Source organism: Pseudomonas sp. I8001 (assembly GCF_013385345.1).
GTDB lineage: Bacteria > Pseudomonadota > Gammaproteobacteria > Pseudomonadales > Pseudomonadaceae > Aquipseudomonas.
The window spans coordinates 254,937-272,643 of the sequence record NZ_JACAQC010000010.1 but is presented as its reverse complement, the minus strand read 5'-3'; the positions used below and the strand labels follow the sequence as shown (position 1 = coordinate 272,643).

Here is a 17,707-nt window from a genome sequence, read left to right as displayed (position 1 = left end):
CCCGTGATTCAAAGTGCGCCGAGAATAACGCGGCGCACACCGGGTTAGCGAGCCGTTCAGCGCGCAGGCGTTTGCCAGCCACCGCCAAGGCTCTGGATCAGCGCCACACTGCCCTGGCTGAGCTGGCCCTGGGTGTCGCGAAGATTCTGCTCGGCTTGCAGCAACACCAGTTGCTGGGTCAGCACGGCCTCCTGGCTCACGGTGCCGGCGCGCAACTGTGCTTCCTGGCTGCCGAACAGTTGCTGATTACGCTGGTACACCTGCTGGAACGCATCGGCCTGGGTTTGCAGGTGGTTGATTGCCGACAGGTTGTCTTCAACGTTCTGCAAGGCGCTGAGCACGGTGCCCTTGTAGGTCGCGGCGATCTGGTCATAGCTGGCCTCGGCCTGCTTGACCGCCGCTTCGCGGGCGCCGCCATCGAACAGGGTTTCCGCCAGCGCCGGGCCCAACGTCCAGATGCGATTGGGCAGGGAGAACAACCCGCCCAACGCACTGCCGCGGTAACCGGCCTCGGCAGTAAGATCCAGGGTCGGGAAGAATGCGGCTTCAGCCACGCCGATTTTCGCGTTGGCCGCCGCTGCCGAGCGCTCCGCCGCCACCACATCGGGACGCCGTTGCAGCAGGGTCGACGGCAAGGTCAACGGTGGCCGCGGGACCACGAAGCTGTAGTCATTGCGCACCGCCACGCTGAATTCACTCGGCGCCACACCCACCAGCACCGCCAGCGCGTGTTCGTATTGCTCGCGGTCGCGCAGGGAGGTCTGCAAGTCGGCAATCGAAGTGGTCAACTGGTCCTGCGCCACCAGCAACTGGTCGTTGGTTGCGACGCCCTGGGTGAACTGCACCTGGATCATGTCCAGCAGTTGCTGGTTGATCTTCTGTTGTTGCTGCAACAGGCGCACGTCGATGTCCATCTGCCGCAGGGCGAGGTAGTTACTCGCCACGCTGGAACTGATGGACAGCCGCACCCCGGCCAGCAACGCATCCGATTGCTGGGCCGTCGCCTGGCTGGACTCTATCCCGCGCCGCACCAGGCCCCACAGGTCCGGCTCCCAACTGGCGGTCAAGGTTGCGCTGACACTGTTCTGCACGCCGCCCGCCGTGGTACCGGTGGTGGACGTGCCGCTACCACTGCCTGCCGTTCCCCGCGAACCCGACAACCCTACGCCAACGGTGGGCCACAACCCTGCCCGGCTGGACGCCACCTGCGCCTGGGCCAGACGATAAGCCGCCTCCGCCGCGATGATCGACTGGTTGGCCTTGGCCGAGCGCGCCACCAAATCGTTCAGCACCGGGTCCTGATAGGCCAGCCACCACTGGCTGTCCATGGCCCCCTGGGGGTTGGCCGCCGCGCGTTGCCACTGCGCGCCTTCCTTGAAGGTCTGCGGCAGCTCCATGGCGGGCTGCTGGTAATCGGGCCCGACCATGCAGCCGCCGAGCAGCAAGCTGATGCAAAGCACGCTGTATTTCACGTTCATAACCTTGCTTCCTTACGCCGACCCAGGCGCTGTGACGCCCGGTCGAGCCACAGGTAGATCACCGGGGTGGTGTACAGCGTCAGCACCTGGCTGAACAGCAGGCCACCAATAATCGAAATCCCCAACGGCCGGCGCAACTCAGAGCCATAACCGGTGCCGAGCACCAGCGGCAGCGCGCCAAGGATCGCCGCCAGGGTCGTCATCATGATCGGCCGGAAACGGATCAGGCACGCCCGGCGAATCGCTTCCTTGGCCGTTAGGCCGAACTCCCGCCGCTCGGTGATCGCGAAGTCGATCATCATGATCGCGTTTTTCTTCACGATACCAATCAACAGAATCACCCCCACCAGCGCAATGATCGACAGCTCGGTGCCGGTCAGCAGCAAGGCGATCAACGCACCGACGCCGGCCGAGGGCAAGGTCGAAAGAATGGTCAGCGGGTGCGTCAGGTTTTCGTAGAGGATGCCCAGCACGATATACACGCACAGCAACGCAGCGACGATCAGCAGCGGCTCACTGGCCACCGACGACTGGAACACCTGGGCCGTACCGGCAAACTGGCCGACCACACTGGCGGGCATGCGCAGTTGCTTCACCGCATCGTCCACCATCGCCGTGGCCTGGCCGATGGACGTACCGGGCGCCAGGTTGAACGAGACTGTCACCGCCGGGAACGTGCCCTGGTGACTGATGGAAATTGCGGTGCGCGCCACCGTGTTATCCGCCAGTGCCGAGAGTGGCACCAGGGTCTGCCCGGTGGTCAGGTTGGGCGCCGCCGTGGTGCCCTTGGTGGTCGTGGCCTGGGTGCCCGTCGGCACATAAATGCCCTTGAGCGCGGAAGGGTCGGTCCAGTATTCCGGCGCGATTTCCATCACCACGTGGTACTGGTTGGCCGCGCGATACAGGGTCGCGACCTGGCGCTGGCCAAAGGCGTCGTACAGCGTCTGGTCGACCGCCGAGACACTCACCCCGAGGCGCGCCGCCGTGTCCCGGTTGATTTGCACATTGGCCAGCAAGCTGTTGTCTTGCTGGTCGGTATTGAGGTCGGTGAGTTGCGGCAATTTGCGCAGCACCGCCACCACCTTGGGCACCCATTCGTCCAGCGACTCCTGGTCATCGGCGGTCAGGGTGTATTGGTATTGCGCGCCACTTTGCCGGCCACCCACGGTGATGTCCTGGGCCGACTGCAAATACAGCTTGGTGCCCGGCAAGTCGCCGAGGCTGCGGCGGATCTGGCCGATGATTTCGGTGGCGTTGTCCTTGCGCTCGCCCAGGGGCTTGAGCAATACAAACATCTGCGCGCTGTTGACCGCCCCGCCGCCCCCTCCGCCACCGCCGACAAACCCGGCGACGGTTTCGATGTTCGGGTTTTTCATCACCTTGCGGTTGATCTCGGTGAAGTCCTTCTGCATCGCCCCATAGGAAATGCTCTGGTTCGCCAGGATGCTGCCCTGCAAGCGCCCGGTGTCTTCCTGGGGGAAAAAGCCCTTGGGCACCAGCACGTACAACACGCCGGCGAGCACGATCACCAACACCGTCACAAAACCCATCAGCACCGTATGGTCGATCACCCAACCGAGGGTGCGATCGTAGAAGCGGTGAAAGCGCGAATCCGGGTGTTCATTGCCTTCATGAATCGCTTTCGGCGCGCGCAGCAGCACGCTGGCGAGCATCGGCGTGACGGTCAGGGAGATCAGCATCGAGATCACAATGGCCACCGACAACGACACCGAAAACTCGCGGAACAGCCGCCCGACAATCCCGCCCATCAGCAGCAGCGGAATAAACACCGCCACCAGCGACACGCTGATGGTCAGTACCGTGAAGCCGACTTCCTGGGCACCGGCCAGCGCCGCTTCCACCCGGGTCTTGCCGCGCTCCAGGTGGCGCATGATGTTTTCCACCACCACAATCGCATCGTCCACCACAAAGCCGGTGGAAATCGTCAGCGCCATGAGTGACAGGTTGTTCAGGCTGTAGCCGAGGAAGTACATCGCGCCGAAGGTGCCGAGCAGCGACAGCGGCACCACAATCGCCGGCACCAGGGTGCTGCGCCAGTCGCGGAAGAAGCCGAAGGTCACCAGGGTCACCAGCAGGATCGACACCAGCAACGTGATCTCGACGTCATGCAACGAGGCGCGAATGGTGGTGGTGCGGTCCATCAGCAGGTTGAGCTTGATCGTCGCCGGAATCGAGCTTTGCAGGAACGGCAGCGAGGCTTTCACCGCGTCCACCGTTTCGATCACGTTGGCGCCCGGCTGCTTGAACACCACCAGCAATACCGCCGGCTTGCCGTTGGACAGGCCGAAGTTGCGCAGGTCCTGCACGTCTTCGCGCACGTAGCCCAGGTCGGCGATATGGATCAGGTCGCCGTTGTGGGCCTTGACCACCAGCGGCCCGTAGTCCTTTTCATCGAGCAACTGGTCATTCGCCGCAATGCCGTAGTTACGGTCGCCGATGGCCACGTTGCCCTTGGGCAAGTTGACGTTGGAGGCGTTGATCACCTGGCGCACCTGCTCCAGGCTGACGCCGTACTGGTTGAGCCGATCGGGGTTCAATTCCACCCGCACCGCCGGCAGCGCCCCGCCGCCCACCGTCACGTCACCGACCCCGGTGGTCTGCAACAACTTTTGCTCCAACAGGGTCGAGGCCACGTCATACATCTGCCCCGGCGTGGCGCTGTCGGAGGTCAGGCTGATGATCAGAATCGGCGAATCCGCCGGGTTGACCTTGCGGTACGTCGGGTTGCCGGACAGGTCGCTGGGCAGGTTGCTGCGGGCCGCATTGATCGCCGCCTGCACATCCCGCGCGGCGCCGTCGATGTCGCGATTCAGGTCGAACTGCAAAATGATCCGCGCCGAGCCCAAGCTGCTGGATGAGGTCATCTGCGTGACCCCGGCGATCTGCCCGAACTGGCGCTCCAGGGGCGTGGCCACTGAACTGGCGACGGTGGTCGGATCGGCGCCGGGCAACGAGGCGCTGACGCTGATGGTCGGGAAATCCACCTCCGGCAACGGCGCCACCGGCAACAGCATGAAGGCCAGCGCGCCAAACAGTGCGAGGCCGGCCGCCATCAAGGTGGTTGCAATCGGGCGGCGAACAAACGGCGCGCTGAGGTTCATTGCCATCAGACCGCTTCAGCCGGGCGGCGGCTGAAGCGCTGCCCCAGGCCGTGCATGGCGAGGAAGATCACCGGCGTGGAAAACAGCGTCAGCAACTGACTGAGCAACAACCCGCCGATAATCGCGATGCCCAGCGGGTGACGCAGCTCCGAACCAATCCCCGTACCGAGCGCCAGCGGCACCGCGCCGAACAGCGACGCCATGCTGGTCATCAGGATCGGCCGGAACCGCAACTCTGCCGCCTGGCGGATCGCGGCCGTGGGGCTCAGGCCGCCCTCGCGTAACAACTCCAGGGCAAAGTCGACCATCATGATGCCGTTTTTCATCACGATACCGATCAGCAACACAATGCCGATCAGGCCGATGATGTCGAACTGCGTGCCCGTCACCAGCAGCGCCAGCAAGGCCCCGAGTGCTGCCGAGAGCAGCGTCGAAAGGATCGTCACCGGGTGCACGAAGCTCTCGTACAGAATCCCCAGCATCAGGTACACCACCACAATCGCCGCCACCACCAGGAATACCTGGTTGGACAGCGACTGTTCGAACGTCGCCGCCGCGCCTTCCAGGTTGGCCTGCACCGACAGCGGCAAGCCGACCTTGGCCTCGATGTCCTTGAGCCGCGTCACTGCCGTGCCAAGGGTCTGGCCCGGAGCAAGGTTGAACGACACGTCGGCATACGGAAACTGACCCAGGCGGTTGATGGTCACGGGCGTACGCACCACCTGCAGGGTCGCCATGCTCGACAGCGGCGCCACACCGCCACCGGGAATGTCCACGTACAACCCGGTGAGCAGGTCCGGCAAGTTGCGCGGCGGATGGTCGGTGGCGATCACCACGTGGTACTGGTTGAGCTGGGTGTAGATCGTCGAAACCTGGCGCTGGCCGAAGGCGTCATACAGCACATCGTCAATCGCCTGGGGCGTGATACCGAGTCGCGAGGCGGTGGCGCGGTCAAAGGTCAGCTGGATCTGATTGCCGAATTGCATCGCCTGGCTTTGCACGTCGGTGAACATCGGGTCTTGCTTGATCGCCGCCAGCAGCTTGGTGGTCCACGTTTCCAGCTCGTCCGGATCGGTGGCTTGCAGGCCCAGGCGGTAGCTGGTGGTGGACACCGTGGCGTCGAGGGTCAGGTCCTGTACCGAGTGCAGGTACAGGCGGATCCCGGCGTCGTCGGCGTTGGCATCGGAGAGCCGGCGGATCACCTCGGTGGCACTGTCACGCTCGCCGCGGGGCTTGAGGTTGATCAGCAGGTTGCCCTGGTTGATGGTCGGGTTGGTCTGGTCGATACCGACGAAGGACGACAGGCTTTGCACCGCCGGGTCCTTGAGGATTCGCGCGGCCAGGCGCTGTTGTTCGGTCTGCATCTGCTGGAATGAAACCGTCGGCGCCGCCTGGGAAATACCCTGGATCAGCCCGGTGTCCTGGTCGGGGAAAAAGCCCTTGGGCATGATCACCAGAATCATCAGGGTCAGCGCGGCGGTGAGCGCTATCGAGATCAGGGTCAAGGTGCGGTGCGCCAACACCCAGTCAAGGCCACGCACGTAGTGGGTGTTGATGCGGTCGAAGAAATCCGCGCGGCGTTCCTGGTGCTTATTCTTGAGCATCCGCGCGCACATCATCGGCGTGAGGGTCAGGGAGATGAACGCCGAGATAACGATGGTCACGGCCACGGTCATGGCGAATTCGCGGAACAGCCGGCCGACCACATCGCCCATGAACAGCAGCGGGATCATCACTGCAATCAGCGCAATCGACAGCGAAATAATCGTGAAGCCGATTTGCTCCGCCCCCTTGAGCGCCGCCTCCAGCGGCGAGTCGCCCGCCTCGATATAGCGTGTGATGTTTTCGATCATCACGATGGCGTCGTCCACCACGAATCCGATGGCGATAGTCAGCGCCATCAGTGTCAGGTTGTTCAGGGAGAAGCCCAGCGCATAAGCCACCGCCAGGGTGCCCACCAGCGTCAGCGGCACGGTGACTGCCGGAATAACCGTCGCCGCAACGTCGCGCAGGAAAATGAAAATCACGATCACCACCAGCAGCACCGCCACCGCCAGTTCGTACTGCACATCGGTGACCGAGGCGCGGATGGTTTGCGTGCGGTCGGTCAGCACATCGACCTTCAAGGTACCCGGCAAACTGGCCCGCAGCTTGGGCAGCAATTGCTGCACGCGGTCGACCACCTGAATCACATTGGCGCCGGGCTGGCGCTGGATGTTCAGCACAATCGACGGCGTGCTGTTGGTCCACGCAGCCTGGCGCGGGTTCTCCGGGCCCTGGGTGGAACTGGCGATCTGCGACAGGCGAATCGGCGCGCCATTTTTATAGGCGATCACCAGGTCGCGGTATTCCTCGGCCGATTGCAGCTGGTCGTTGGCACCAATCGAATACGCCTGGAACTTGCCGTCGATATTGCCCTTGGCCTGGTTGACGTTGGCCGTGCCGAGGGAGGTGCGCAGGTCATCAATGGACAGGCCGAGGCTATTGAGCGCCGAGGTATTCGCCTCGACCCGCACCGCCGGGCGCTGACCGCCGCTGATGGTCACCAGGCCGACGCCAGTGATCTGCGAGATCTTCTGCGCCAGCCGTGTATCCGCCAGGTCCTCGACCTTGGTCAGCGGCAACACATCGGAGGTCAGGGACAGGGTCAGCACCGGCGCATCCGCCGGATTGACCTTGCTGTATACCGGTGGGTACGGCAGGTTGGCCGGCAGGAAGGTGCCGGCGGCGTTGATCGCGGCCTGCACTTCCTGCTCTGCCACATCCAGGGACAGCGACAGGTCGAATTGCAGGGTCACCACCGAAGCGCCGTCGGAGCTGGTGGAGTTCATCGACTTGAGGCCCGGCATCTCGCCGAGCTGGCGCTCCAGCGGCGCGGTGATCGAGGAGCTGACCACGTCCGGGCTGGCGCCGGGGTATTGGGTGAAGACCTGGATGGTCGGGTAGTCGACTTCAGGCAACGCCGACACCGACAACAGGTGATACCCCAACATGCCCAGCAACAGCACCGCGACCATCATCAAGGTGGTGGCGACGGGACGTTCGATAAAGGGCCGCGAAATGTTCATGCTCGGCAGCTCCTCACTGGGCGACGACCTTCACGGCCGAACCGTCATCCAGTTTGTCGGCGCCTTCGGTGATCACCTGCTCGCCTGGCTTGACCCCGTTTTCGAGCACCGCCGACACATCGCCCATCGATGGGCCGGTCTTGATGTTGCGCAGGCTGGCCTTGTCGCCATTCACCACGAACACAAAATCGCCCTTGCTGCCATGCTGGATCGCCCGGGTGGGCACCACGGCAACCTGGGCCAGGGTGTCGGCCTTCAGGCGCGCATTGACGAACTGGTTGGGGAACAGCGCACTGCCCGAATCATCGAACTGCGCCTTGACCTTGATGGTGCCGGTGGAGGTGTCTACCTGGTTGTCCAGGGCCAACAGGCTGCCGGTGGCCAGCAGGGCTTTCTTGTTGCGGTCGTAGGCCAGCACCGTCACGGCGCCACGGCCCAGGGCCTGGTTGATAGCGCCCAAGTCGTCCTCGGGGACCGCGAACACCACGGTGGCCGGGTTCATCTGGGTAATCACCACGATGCCGGTGGTGCTGGTGGTGGTGACGTAGTTGCCGGGGTCGACCAGGCGCAGGCCCACCACACCGTCGACCGGCGAGGTGATGGTGCAGTAGCCGACCTGCACTTCAAGGTTCTGCACATTGCCCTGGTCGGCGGCCACGGTGCCCAGTTGTTGCTGGACCAAGGACGCCTGGGTGTCGACGGTTTGCTGGCTGGTAGAACCGGCCTTGACCAGTTCGCGGTAGCGCACCAGATCGCGCTGGGCATTGCTCAACACAGCCTGGTCGTGGGCCAGGGTACCCTTGGCCACGGCCAGTTGGGCCTTGAGGGCGCGGTCATCGATCCGCGCAATCACCTGGCCCTTGCTGACGTGCTGGCCTTCCTTGAATTCCACGCTGCTGAGGATGCCATCGACCTGGGTGACCACGGTCACACTGCGGGTGGGGGTGACGGTGCCGAGGGCGTCGATATACACCGGCACGTCCTGCAACACCACCGGCACCACGGCTACCGGTTCGCCGGTGGCGGCCGGCCGGCCTTTGTGCCCGCCTGCAAAGAAGTGCAAACCCAGGGCAATCAACAACGCTACCAGTAACAACGTGCCAACGGCCCAGGCGAACGTACGTCGTCTGCTTTTCTCCACGGGTTTCTCTCTCGAACGCCGAAAACAGGAAGCGGTGGCCAGGCTAAATGGCCGCTCGCTGCCTGAACTCTAGCAGCGCGCTGGAGCTGTGCCTGTACGACCGTGAATGCGTTCAGCATCAAGACAGACAAAGTCAGCTGGGCGCCCCGCCATGCAAGGGCTGCGGCGGGATTCTTGAGCCCTGCGCAAAGCCGGTGCTACCATGCCAGACCGCCTGTCTTGGCAAGGAACCTCCTGGTCTATGAGCACCATTCGCGAGCGCAACAAAGAACTGATCCTGCGGGCTGCCAGTGAGGAGTTTGCCGACAAGGGCTTCGCCGCGACCAAAACCAGCGACATCGCCGCCAAGGCCGGGCTGCCCAAGCCCAACGTCTACTACTACTTCAAGTCCAAGGACAACCTCTATCGCGAGGTGCTCGAAAGCATTATCGAGCCGATCCTGGCGGCCTCCACACCGTTCAATCCTGATGGCGACCCTTCGGCCGTGCTGAGCGGGTACATCCGCTCGAAGATCTGCATCTCCCGGGATTTGCCGTTTGCCTCGAAAGTGTTTGCCAGTGAGATCATGCACGGCGCCCCGCATTTAAGCCCCGAGCAGGTGGAACAGCTGAATGCCCAGGCCAAGCACAACATCGACTGCATCCAGAGCTGGGTGGACCGTGGGCTGATTGCGCCGATTGATCCGCATCACCTGATGTTCAGCATTTGGGCGGCGACGCAGACGTATGCGGATTTTGACTGGCAGATTTCGGCGGTGACCGGGAAGGCGAAGTTGGATGAAGCGGATTATGAGGCGGCGGCGCAGACGATTATTCGGTTGGTGTTGAAGGGGTGTGAGCGGGACTGATAGACCGCAGCGTCTTCAAGATTCGCGAGCAAGCCCGCTCCCACATTTGAATTTGTGCCAGACATAAATTGTTTAAACGCCGCAGATCCAATGTGGGAGCGGGCTTGCTCGCGAAAGCGCCCTCCCAGACACATCCTGCACAAAGCCAAACCATCATCTCCAGATTCCCCGATCTAGCCTCTCAGAACCCCACCTGAAGAGAGGCAAAGGAATGCCTGATCCAGCTGCTTCACATCGCCTGCGCATCGGGCGATTCAGCGAGTCCAACCGCATCTACCTGATCACCACCAACACCCACGAACGCGCGCCGATATTCAGTGATTTTTATCTCGGCCGCCTGGTGGTCTGGCAATTCCGGCTCGCCCAGTATCAAGGGCTGGCGAACTCCCTGGCCTGGGTGGTCATGCCCGACCACTTTCACTGGTTGATTGAGCTGCAAAAAGGCTCATTGGGAGACCTGATGTGCCAGGTGAAGTCCAAAAGCACTCGAACCGTTAATGGCGCTACGGGCCGCAAAGGGCGGCTATGGCAAACCAGCTTTCATGATCGTGCGCTGCGCAAGGACGATGACTTGGTGAAGATGGCTCGGTATGTCGTGGCCAACCCATTAAGAGCAGGGTTGGTGGAGCGGATTGGCGACTATCCGCTGTGGGATGCGGTTTGGGTTTAGGTCCGGGACCGAGTCGCCCCTTTCGCGAGCAAGCCCGCTCCCACATTTGACCGAGTTCCAGCCTTGGAATGCAGTCAAATGTGGGAGCGGGCTTGCTCGCGAAGAGGCCCGACCAGTCACCTCACATCAAGCAGTAACCCCCGCATCCGCCAACAACCCCAACCCCTCGATCGCACTGATCGCACACTGCTCGTCAATATCCGACGTATCCCCGCTGATCCCGATCGCGCCCAGCACCACACCCGCCTGGTCCCGGATCAACACCCCGCCCGGTGCCGGCACCACGCTGCCCTGCCCCAGGCTGTTCAGCGCGGCAATAAACGCCGGCCGTTGCTGTGCGTCCAGCGCCAGCAAGCGCGAGCCCTTGCCCAGGGCTATCGCGCCCCAGGCCTTGCCAATCGCGATCTGCGGGCGCAGCAGGCTCGCGCCATCCTCGCGCTGCAACGTTATCAAATGCCCGCCGCTGTCGAGTACCGCAACGGTCAGCGGTGCCGCCGAAATGGTGCGGCCTGCCGCGATGGCGTGGCTGGCCAGGTTGACTGCGACTTTCAAGGTTAAAGCGCTCATGGGTGCCGTCCTTATCTTGTTATGGGAAAGCCGTGGGGCTCTGTCTGATCAGAAGCTCGATCAAACAAATAGAACACAATAGATTTATTTTTTGTATACAATATTTCGAAACATACGCACCACACGTCGAAATATTCCCGTCCATAAGCCTTCCGACGAACGTAAAGGCCACCCAAGAAAATGGATTGACCTGCCCCGCTCGCCGTGAATACACTTCGGACCAACACCACTTGTATACAATTACAAAACGCAAGAGGCACCAAAACCATGAGCAAAATGAGAGCAATCGAAGCCGCTGTCCTGGTGATGCGCCGTGAAGGGGTCGACACCGCCTTCGGTATCCCGGGCGCCGCGATCAACCCGCTGTATTCGGCCTTGCAGAAGGTCGGTGGCATCGATCACGTCCTTGCTCGCCACGTTGAAGGCGCCTCGCACATGGCCGAGGGCTACACCCGCACCAAGGCCGGCAATATCGGCGTGTGCATCGGCACCTCGGGCCCGGCGGGCACCGACATGGTTACCGGCCTGTACAGCGCCTCGGCGGACTCGATCCCGATCCTGTGCATCACCGGCCAGGCGCCACGGGCACGCATGCACAAGGAAGACTTCCAGGCTGTCGACATCACCAGCATCGTCAAGCCGGTGACCAAGTGGGCGACCACCGTCCTGGAACCCGGCCAGGTGCCGTATGCCTTCCAGAAGGCCTTCTATGAAATGCGCTCCGGCCGCCCGGGCCCGGTGCTGATCGACCTGCCATTCGACGTACAAATGGCCGAGATCGAATTTGACATCGACGCCTACCAACCACTGCCCCTGGCCAAGCCTTTGGCGACCCGCATCCAGGTGGAAAAAGCCCTGGCCCTGCTGGACCAGGCCGAGCGCCCATTGCTGGTGAGCGGTGGTGGCGTGATCAACGCCGACGCCAGCGAACTGCTGGTGGAATTCGCCGAGTTGACCGGCATCCCGGTGATCCCGACCCTGATGGGCTGGGGCACGATCCCGGACGATCACCCGCAGATGGTGGGCATGGTCGGCCTGCAAACGTCCCACCGTTATGGCAACGCCACGATGTTGAAATCGGACGTGGTGCTGGGCATCGGTAACCGCTGGGCCAACCGTCACACCGGCTCGGTGGAGGTGTACACCGAGGGCCGCAAATTCATTCACGTGGACATCGAGCCGACGCAAATCGGCCGCGTGTTCACCCCGGACCTGGGCATCGTTTCCGACGCCGGCTCTGCATTGACCATGTTCATTGAAGTGGCCCGCGAGTGGAAAGCCGCCGGCAAGCTCAAGGACCGCAGCGCCTGGCTCCACGATTGCCAGCAGCGCAAGGCCACCCTGCACCGCAAGACCCACTTCGACAACGTGCCGGTCAAGCCGCAACGGGTGTACGAAGAGATGAACCAGGTGTTCGGCAAAGACACCTGCTACGTCAGCACCATCGGCCTGTCGCAGATTGCCGGCGCGCAGTTCCTGCACGTCTACAAACCACGCCACTGGATCAACTGCGGCCAAGCCGGCCCGCTCGGCTGGACCATTCCGGCGGCACTGGGTGTGGTCAAGGCGGACCCGACCCGCAAAGTCGTGGCACTGTCCGGTGACTATGACTTCCAGTTCATGATCGAAGAGCTGGCCGTGGGCGCACAGTTCAAGCTGCCGTACATCCACGTGGTGGTGAACAACTCCTACCTGGGGCTGATCCGCCAGGCCCAGCGCGGGTTTGAAATGGACTACTGCGTGCAGCTGTCCTTCGACAACCTCAACGCACCGGAACTCAACGGTTACGGCGTCGACCACGTGGCCGTCGCCGAAGGCCTGGGTTGCAAGGCCCTGCGGGTGTTCGAGCCGGGCCAGATCCAGCCGGCACTGCGCAAGGCTCAGGAAATGATCGAAGAATTCAAGGTTCCGGTGATCGTTGAGATTATTCTGGAGCGGGTGACCAATATTTCCATGGGCACCGAGATCAACGCCGTCAACGAATTCGAAGATCTGGCACTGGTGGGCAACGACGCGCCGACTGCCATTTCACTGCTCGATTAAGGAGAACCCCATGCCGCGTTTTGCCGCCAACCTGTCCATGCTGTTTACCGAACAGGACTTTCTTGCCCGTTTCAAAGCCGCCGCCGACGCGGGGTTCAGTGGTGTGGAATACCTGTTTCCCTATGAATTCAGCTCAGCTGAAATCAAGGCGCAACTCGATGCCCACGGCCTGACCCAAGTGCTGTTCAACCTGCCGGCCGGTGACTGGGCCAAGGGCGAACGCGGCCTGGCCTGCCACCCGGACCGGGTCGAGGAGTTCCGTGCCGGGGTCAACCTGGCCATCGCCTACGCCCAGGTACTGGGCAATACCCAGGTCAACTGCCTGGCGGGGATTCGCCCGGCCGGCGTGGATGACGCGACGCTTGAAAAAACCTTCGTCGCCAACCTCAAGTACGCCGCCGACAAGCTGCAGGCGGTAGGCATCAAGCTTGTGATGGAGATGATCAATACCCGCGACATCCCGGGCTTCTACCTGAACAACACGGCGCAGGCCCTGTCGATTCGCGAGCAGGTGGGCAGTGCCAACCTGTTCCTGCAATACGACATCTATCACATGCAAATCATGGAAGGCGACCTGGCCCGCACCATGGCTGCGCACCTGGGTGAGATCAACCACATCCAGCTGGCGGACAACCCGGGGCGCAACGAGCCGGGGACCGGTGAGATCAACTACCGCTTCCTGTTCGAACATTTGGACCGCATCGGTTATCAGGGTTGGGTCGGCTGTGAGTACAAACCGTTGACCACCACCGAAGCGGGTTTGGGTTGGCTCAAAAGCCACAACGCGATCTAACTGAACAAACACAGCACCCAATGTGGGAGCGGGCTTGCTCGCGAAAGCGGTGGATCAGTCGACATCAATGCTGAATGTCGGCCCCCATTCGCGAGCAAGCCCGCTCCCACAGTGGATCTCCTGTGTTTAGCAGGCCGCGCCAGGCCTGCACACCTAACAATAAGAGGATTTTCGTCATGGCTAAAATCGGATTTATCGGCACCGGCATCATGGGCCAACCCATGGCTGCCAACCTGCAAAAGGCCGGTCACCAACTGTTTCTTTCCGAGCATCACGGCAAGGCGCCGGCTGAACTGATCAGCGCTGGTGCGGTGGCCCTGGCCAACCCGCAGCAAGTGGCCCAGGAAGCCGAATTCATCATCGTCATGGTGCCCGACACCCCGCAGGTCGACGATGTGCTGTTCCGCGCCGACGGCGTCGCCGCAGGCCTTGGGCCGAACAAAGTGGTGATCGACATGAGTTCGATCTCGCCCACCGCCACCAAGGCCTTCGCCGCGAAGATCAACGAGACCGGCGCACGTTACCTCGACGCCCCGGTGTCCGGTGGTGAAGTCGGTGCCAAGGCCGGCACCCTGAGCATCATGATCGGCGGCGACCCGCACACCTTCGAACGCGCCCTGCCGCTGTTCCAGGCCATGGGCAAGAACATCACCCTGGTGGGCGGCAATGGCGATGGCCAGACCGCCAAGGTGGCCAACCAGATCATCGTTGCGTTGAACATCCAGGCGGTGGCGGAAGCGCTGCTGTTCGCCTCGAAGAACGGCGCCGACCCGGCCAAGGTGCGTGAAGCACTGATGGGGGGTTTTGCTTCGTCGAAAATCCTCGAAGTGCATGGCGAGCGCATGATCAAGGGCACCTTCGATCCGGGCTTCCGCATCAACCTGCACCAGAAGGATCTGAACCTGGCCCTGGCCGGTGCCAAGGAGCTGGGGATCAACCTGCCGAACACCGCCGGCACGCAGCAGGTGTTCAGCACCTGCACCGCCATCGGTGGCGGCAACTGGGACCACTCGGCGCTGATCAAGGGCCTGGAACATATGGCGAATTTTTCGATTCGCGATAAATAACCCCCGTTGAAACCTGATCGTTCCCACGCTCTGCGTGGGAATGCAGCCGTGACGCTCCGCGTCACAACAGCGGACGCAGAGCGTCCAGTGATTCATTCCCACGCGGAGCGTGGGAACGATCTGATGCACCCCTAATAACAAGAATCCCCGGGAGCCCGCTTATGTCGGTCGATCCGCAACACCTGCTTCGCGAGCTGTTTGCCACAGCCATCGACGCCGCCCACCCCCGGCAAGTCCTCGAACCCTATCTGCCCGCCGACCGCAGCGGCCGTGTCATCGTGATCGGTGCCGGCAAAGCCGCCGCCGCCATGGCGCTGGTGGTGGAAAACTGCTGGCAAGGCGAAGTCTCGGGCCTGGTGGTCACCCGCTACGGCCACGGCGCACCCTGCAAGAAAATCGAAGTGGTCGAAGCCGCGCACCCAGTGCCGGATGCCGCAGGCCAGGCCGTGGCCAAGCGTGTGCTGGAGCTGATCAGCAACCTGGGCGAAGACGACCGCGTGATATTCCTGCTCTCCGGCGGCGGCTCTGCACTGCTCGCCCTTCCGGCCGCCGGCATCACCCTGGCGGACAAGCAAGCGATCAACAAGGCCCTGCTCAAATCCGGCGCCACCATTGGCGAGATGAACTGCGTGCGCAAGCACCTCTCGGCGATCAAGGGCGGGCGCCTGGCCAAGGCAAGCTGGCCTGCCACCGTCTACACCTACGCGATTTCCGATGTACCGGGCGACCAGGCCACGGTCATCGCTTCCGGCCCCACTGTTGGCGACCCCAGCACCTCGCAACAGGCGCTGGCGATTCTCAAGCGCTACCAGATTGAAATCCCGGCGTCGGTGCGCACCTGGCTGCAAAGCCCGGAGTCGGAAACCGTCAAGCCCGGCGACCCGGTGCTGGCCCGTAGCCATTTCCAACTGATCGCCCGCCCGCAGCAATCCCTGGAAGCGGTGGCAGTGAAAGTCCGCCAGGCCGGTTTCAGCCCGCTGATCCTCGGCGACCTGGAAGGCGAAGCGCGGGACGTGGCCAAGGTGCACGCCGGTATCGCCCGGCAAATCATCCAGCACGGCCAACCCCTGGCGGCGCCTTGCGTGATCCTCTCCGGCGGCGAAACCACCGTCACCGTACGCGGCAATGGCCGTGGCGGACGCAACGCCGAATTCCTGCTGAGCCTCACCGACAGCCTCAAGGGCCTGCCCGGCGTCTACGCCCTGGCGGGTGACACCGACGGCATCGACGGCTCGGAAGACAACGCCGGCGCGATCATGACGCCCACCAGCTACGCCCGCGCCGAAGCCCTGGGCTTGAGCGCCAGTGACGAGCTGGACAACAACAATGGCTACGGCTACTTCGCGGCCCTCGACGGCTTGATCATCACCGAGCCGACCCGCACCAACGTCAACGATTTCCGCGCCATTCTGATTCTTGAAAGTCCTGAAAGAGAGTCCCCTGAACATGACGCCTGACAAGAAGGTCAAGATCCTCGCCACGCTGGGCCCGGCCACCGACAGCATCGACGACATCCGCGAGCTGGTGGAAGCCGGGGTGAATATCTTTCGCCTGAACTTCAGCCATGGCGATCATGCCGACCACGCCCAACGCTACCAGTGGATTCGCCAGGTGGAGCGCCAGCTCAATTATCCCCTCGGCATCCTGATGGACCTGCAAGGGCCGAAGCTGCGGGTGGGGCGTTTTGCCGAAGGAAAAGTGCAACTGATTCGCGGCCAGGCCCTGCGCCTGGACCTGGACCCGACACCCGGTGACCAGCGGCGGGTCAACCTGCCCCACCCGGAAATCATCGCGGCCCTGCAGCCCGGCATGGACCTGCTGCTGGACGACGGCAAGCTGCGCCTGCGGGTGATCACCAAGCACGCCGATGCCATCGACACCACCGTGCTCAATGGCGGCGAACTGTCGGACCGTAAAGGCGTGAACGTACCCCAGGCATTGCTGGAGCTCAGCCCGCTGACCGCCAAGGACCGCCGCGACCTGAGCTTCGGCCTGGAACTGGGGGTGGACTGGGTGGCGCTGTCGTTTGTGCAACGCCCGGAAGACATCCGCGAAGCCCGCGAGTTGATCGGCGACAAGGCGTTCCTGATGGCCAAGATCGAGAAGCCCTCGGCGGTGCAGCGCCTGCAGGAAATCGCCGAGTTGAGCGACGCGATCATGGTCGCCAGAGGTGACCTGGGGGTGGAAGTGCCGGCGGAAAGCGTGCCGCAAATCCAGAAGGACATCATTGGTGTGTGCCGCCAGTTGGGTAAACCGGTGGTGGTGGCCACGCAGATGCTTGAATCCATGCGCTTCTCCCCGGCGCCGACCCGTGCCGAAGTCACCGACGTGGCCAACGCAGTGGCGGAAGGGGCGGATGCGGTGATGCTGTCGGCGGAAACCGCTTCCGGTGAATACCCGTTGGAGGCCGTGCTGATGATGAGCAAGATCATTCGCCAGGTGGAAAATGGCCCGGATTACCAGACCCAGCTGGACGTCAGCCGGCCCAAGGCGGATGCCACGGTGTCGGACGCCATCAGCTGTGCGATCCGCCGTATCAGCAGCATCCTGCCGGTGGCAGTGCTGGTGAACTACAGCGAGTCGGGCACCTCCACTTTGCGGGCGGCGCGGGAACGGCCGGCGGTGCCGATTCTGAACCTGACACCGAACCTGTCGACGGCGCGACGCTTGAGCGTGGCGTGGGGCGTGCATTCGGTGGTGAACGATCGGCTGCGGCAGGTGGATGAGGTGTGTTCCACGGCGTTGGAGATTGCCCAGGCACAGGGTATGGCGGAGCGTGGGGATACGTTGGTGATTACCGCGGGGGTGCCGTTCGGGCAGCCGGGGTCGACCAACTCGTTGCGGATCGAGACATTGATCTAATCCCCTGTGGCGAGGGAGCTTGCTCCCGCTGGACTGCGCAACAGGCCCA

At 62.9% G+C, this 17,707-nt stretch carries 12 protein-coding genes; 7 read left to right on the top strand and 5 right to left on the bottom strand.

Annotated features, from left to right (window positions below):
- Window positions 1-56 precede the first annotated feature (56 nt).
- From HX839_RS10845 to HX839_RS10830, 4 genes are read right to left on the bottom strand one after another with little or no spacing between them, the layout of a single operon-like run.
- Window positions 57-1,478, bottom strand: a complete 1,422-nt coding sequence (locus HX839_RS10845; RefSeq protein ID WP_177067041.1) for an efflux transporter outer membrane subunit — start codon at window positions 1,476-1,478, stop codon at window positions 57-59.
- Complete coding sequence (locus HX839_RS10840) at window positions 1,475-4,600, bottom strand: efflux RND transporter permease subunit (protein ID WP_043226017.1); 3,126 nt, start codon at window positions 4,598-4,600, stop codon at window positions 1,475-1,477. The genes HX839_RS10845 and HX839_RS10840 overlap by 4 nt, the downstream gene beginning before the upstream one ends.
- Window positions 4,601-4,605: 5 nt before the next feature.
- Window positions 4,606-7,668, bottom strand: coding sequence for an efflux RND transporter permease subunit (locus tag HX839_RS10835; RefSeq protein WP_177067040.1), 3,063 nt, complete (start codon window positions 7,666-7,668; stop codon window positions 4,606-4,608).
- A 13-nt stretch (window positions 7,669-7,681) separates the two neighbouring features.
- On the bottom strand, window positions 7,682-8,809 hold the full coding sequence (locus HX839_RS10830) for an efflux RND transporter periplasmic adaptor subunit (RefSeq protein ID WP_177035111.1): 1,128 nt from the start codon (window positions 8,807-8,809) through the stop codon (window positions 7,682-7,684).
- Between the two features lie 241 nt (window positions 8,810-9,050).
- Between HX839_RS10830 and HX839_RS10825 the strand changes: the two genes are divergently transcribed.
- Both HX839_RS10825 and HX839_RS10820 read left to right on the top strand, forming a co-directional pair.
- The gene (locus HX839_RS10825) at window positions 9,051-9,656 is read left to right on the top strand and encodes a TetR/AcrR family transcriptional regulator (RefSeq protein ID WP_003210590.1); all 606 of its coding nucleotides are present in this window, start codon (window positions 9,051-9,053) and stop codon (window positions 9,654-9,656) included.
- Between the two features lie 211 nt (window positions 9,657-9,867).
- The gene (locus tag HX839_RS10820; protein ID WP_177008365.1) at window positions 9,868-10,326 is read left to right on the top strand and encodes a transposase; all 459 of its coding nucleotides are present in this window, start codon (window positions 9,868-9,870) and stop codon (window positions 10,324-10,326) included.
- A gap of 126 nt (window positions 10,327-10,452) precedes the next feature.
- On the opposite strand, the gene HX839_RS10815 is transcribed toward HX839_RS10820, so the two are convergent.
- Entirely contained in the window at window positions 10,453-10,893 is a 441-nt protein-coding gene (locus tag HX839_RS10815; protein WP_003210592.1) for a heme-binding protein, read from the bottom strand.
- Between the two features lie 267 nt (window positions 10,894-11,160).
- Here HX839_RS10815 and gcl point away from each other — a divergent pair, with 267 nt between their 5' ends.
- From gcl to pyk, 5 genes are all read left to right on the top strand, one after another.
- Complete coding sequence (gene gcl / locus HX839_RS10810) at window positions 11,161-12,936, top strand: glyoxylate carboligase (RefSeq protein ID WP_063028181.1); 1,776 nt, start codon at window positions 11,161-11,163, stop codon at window positions 12,934-12,936.
- 10 nt (window positions 12,937-12,946) lie between these two features.
- On the top strand, window positions 12,947-13,729 hold the full coding sequence (hyi, locus tag HX839_RS10805) for a hydroxypyruvate isomerase (protein WP_003210594.1): 783 nt from the start codon (window positions 12,947-12,949) through the stop codon (window positions 13,727-13,729).
- A 176-nt stretch (window positions 13,730-13,905) separates the two neighbouring features.
- Window positions 13,906-14,796, top strand: a complete 891-nt coding sequence (locus HX839_RS10800) for a 2-hydroxy-3-oxopropionate reductase (RefSeq protein ID WP_003210595.1) — start codon at window positions 13,906-13,908, stop codon at window positions 14,794-14,796.
- Between the two features lie 161 nt (window positions 14,797-14,957).
- On the top strand, window positions 14,958-16,253 hold the full coding sequence (locus HX839_RS10795) for a glycerate kinase (protein WP_003210596.1): 1,296 nt from the start codon (window positions 14,958-14,960) through the stop codon (window positions 16,251-16,253).
- Window positions 16,243-17,658, top strand: a complete 1,416-nt coding sequence (gene pyk, locus HX839_RS10790) for a pyruvate kinase (protein ID WP_177008366.1) — start codon at window positions 16,243-16,245, stop codon at window positions 17,656-17,658. The genes HX839_RS10795 and pyk overlap by 11 nt, the downstream gene beginning before the upstream one ends.
- Window positions 17,659-17,707 lie beyond the last annotated feature (49 nt).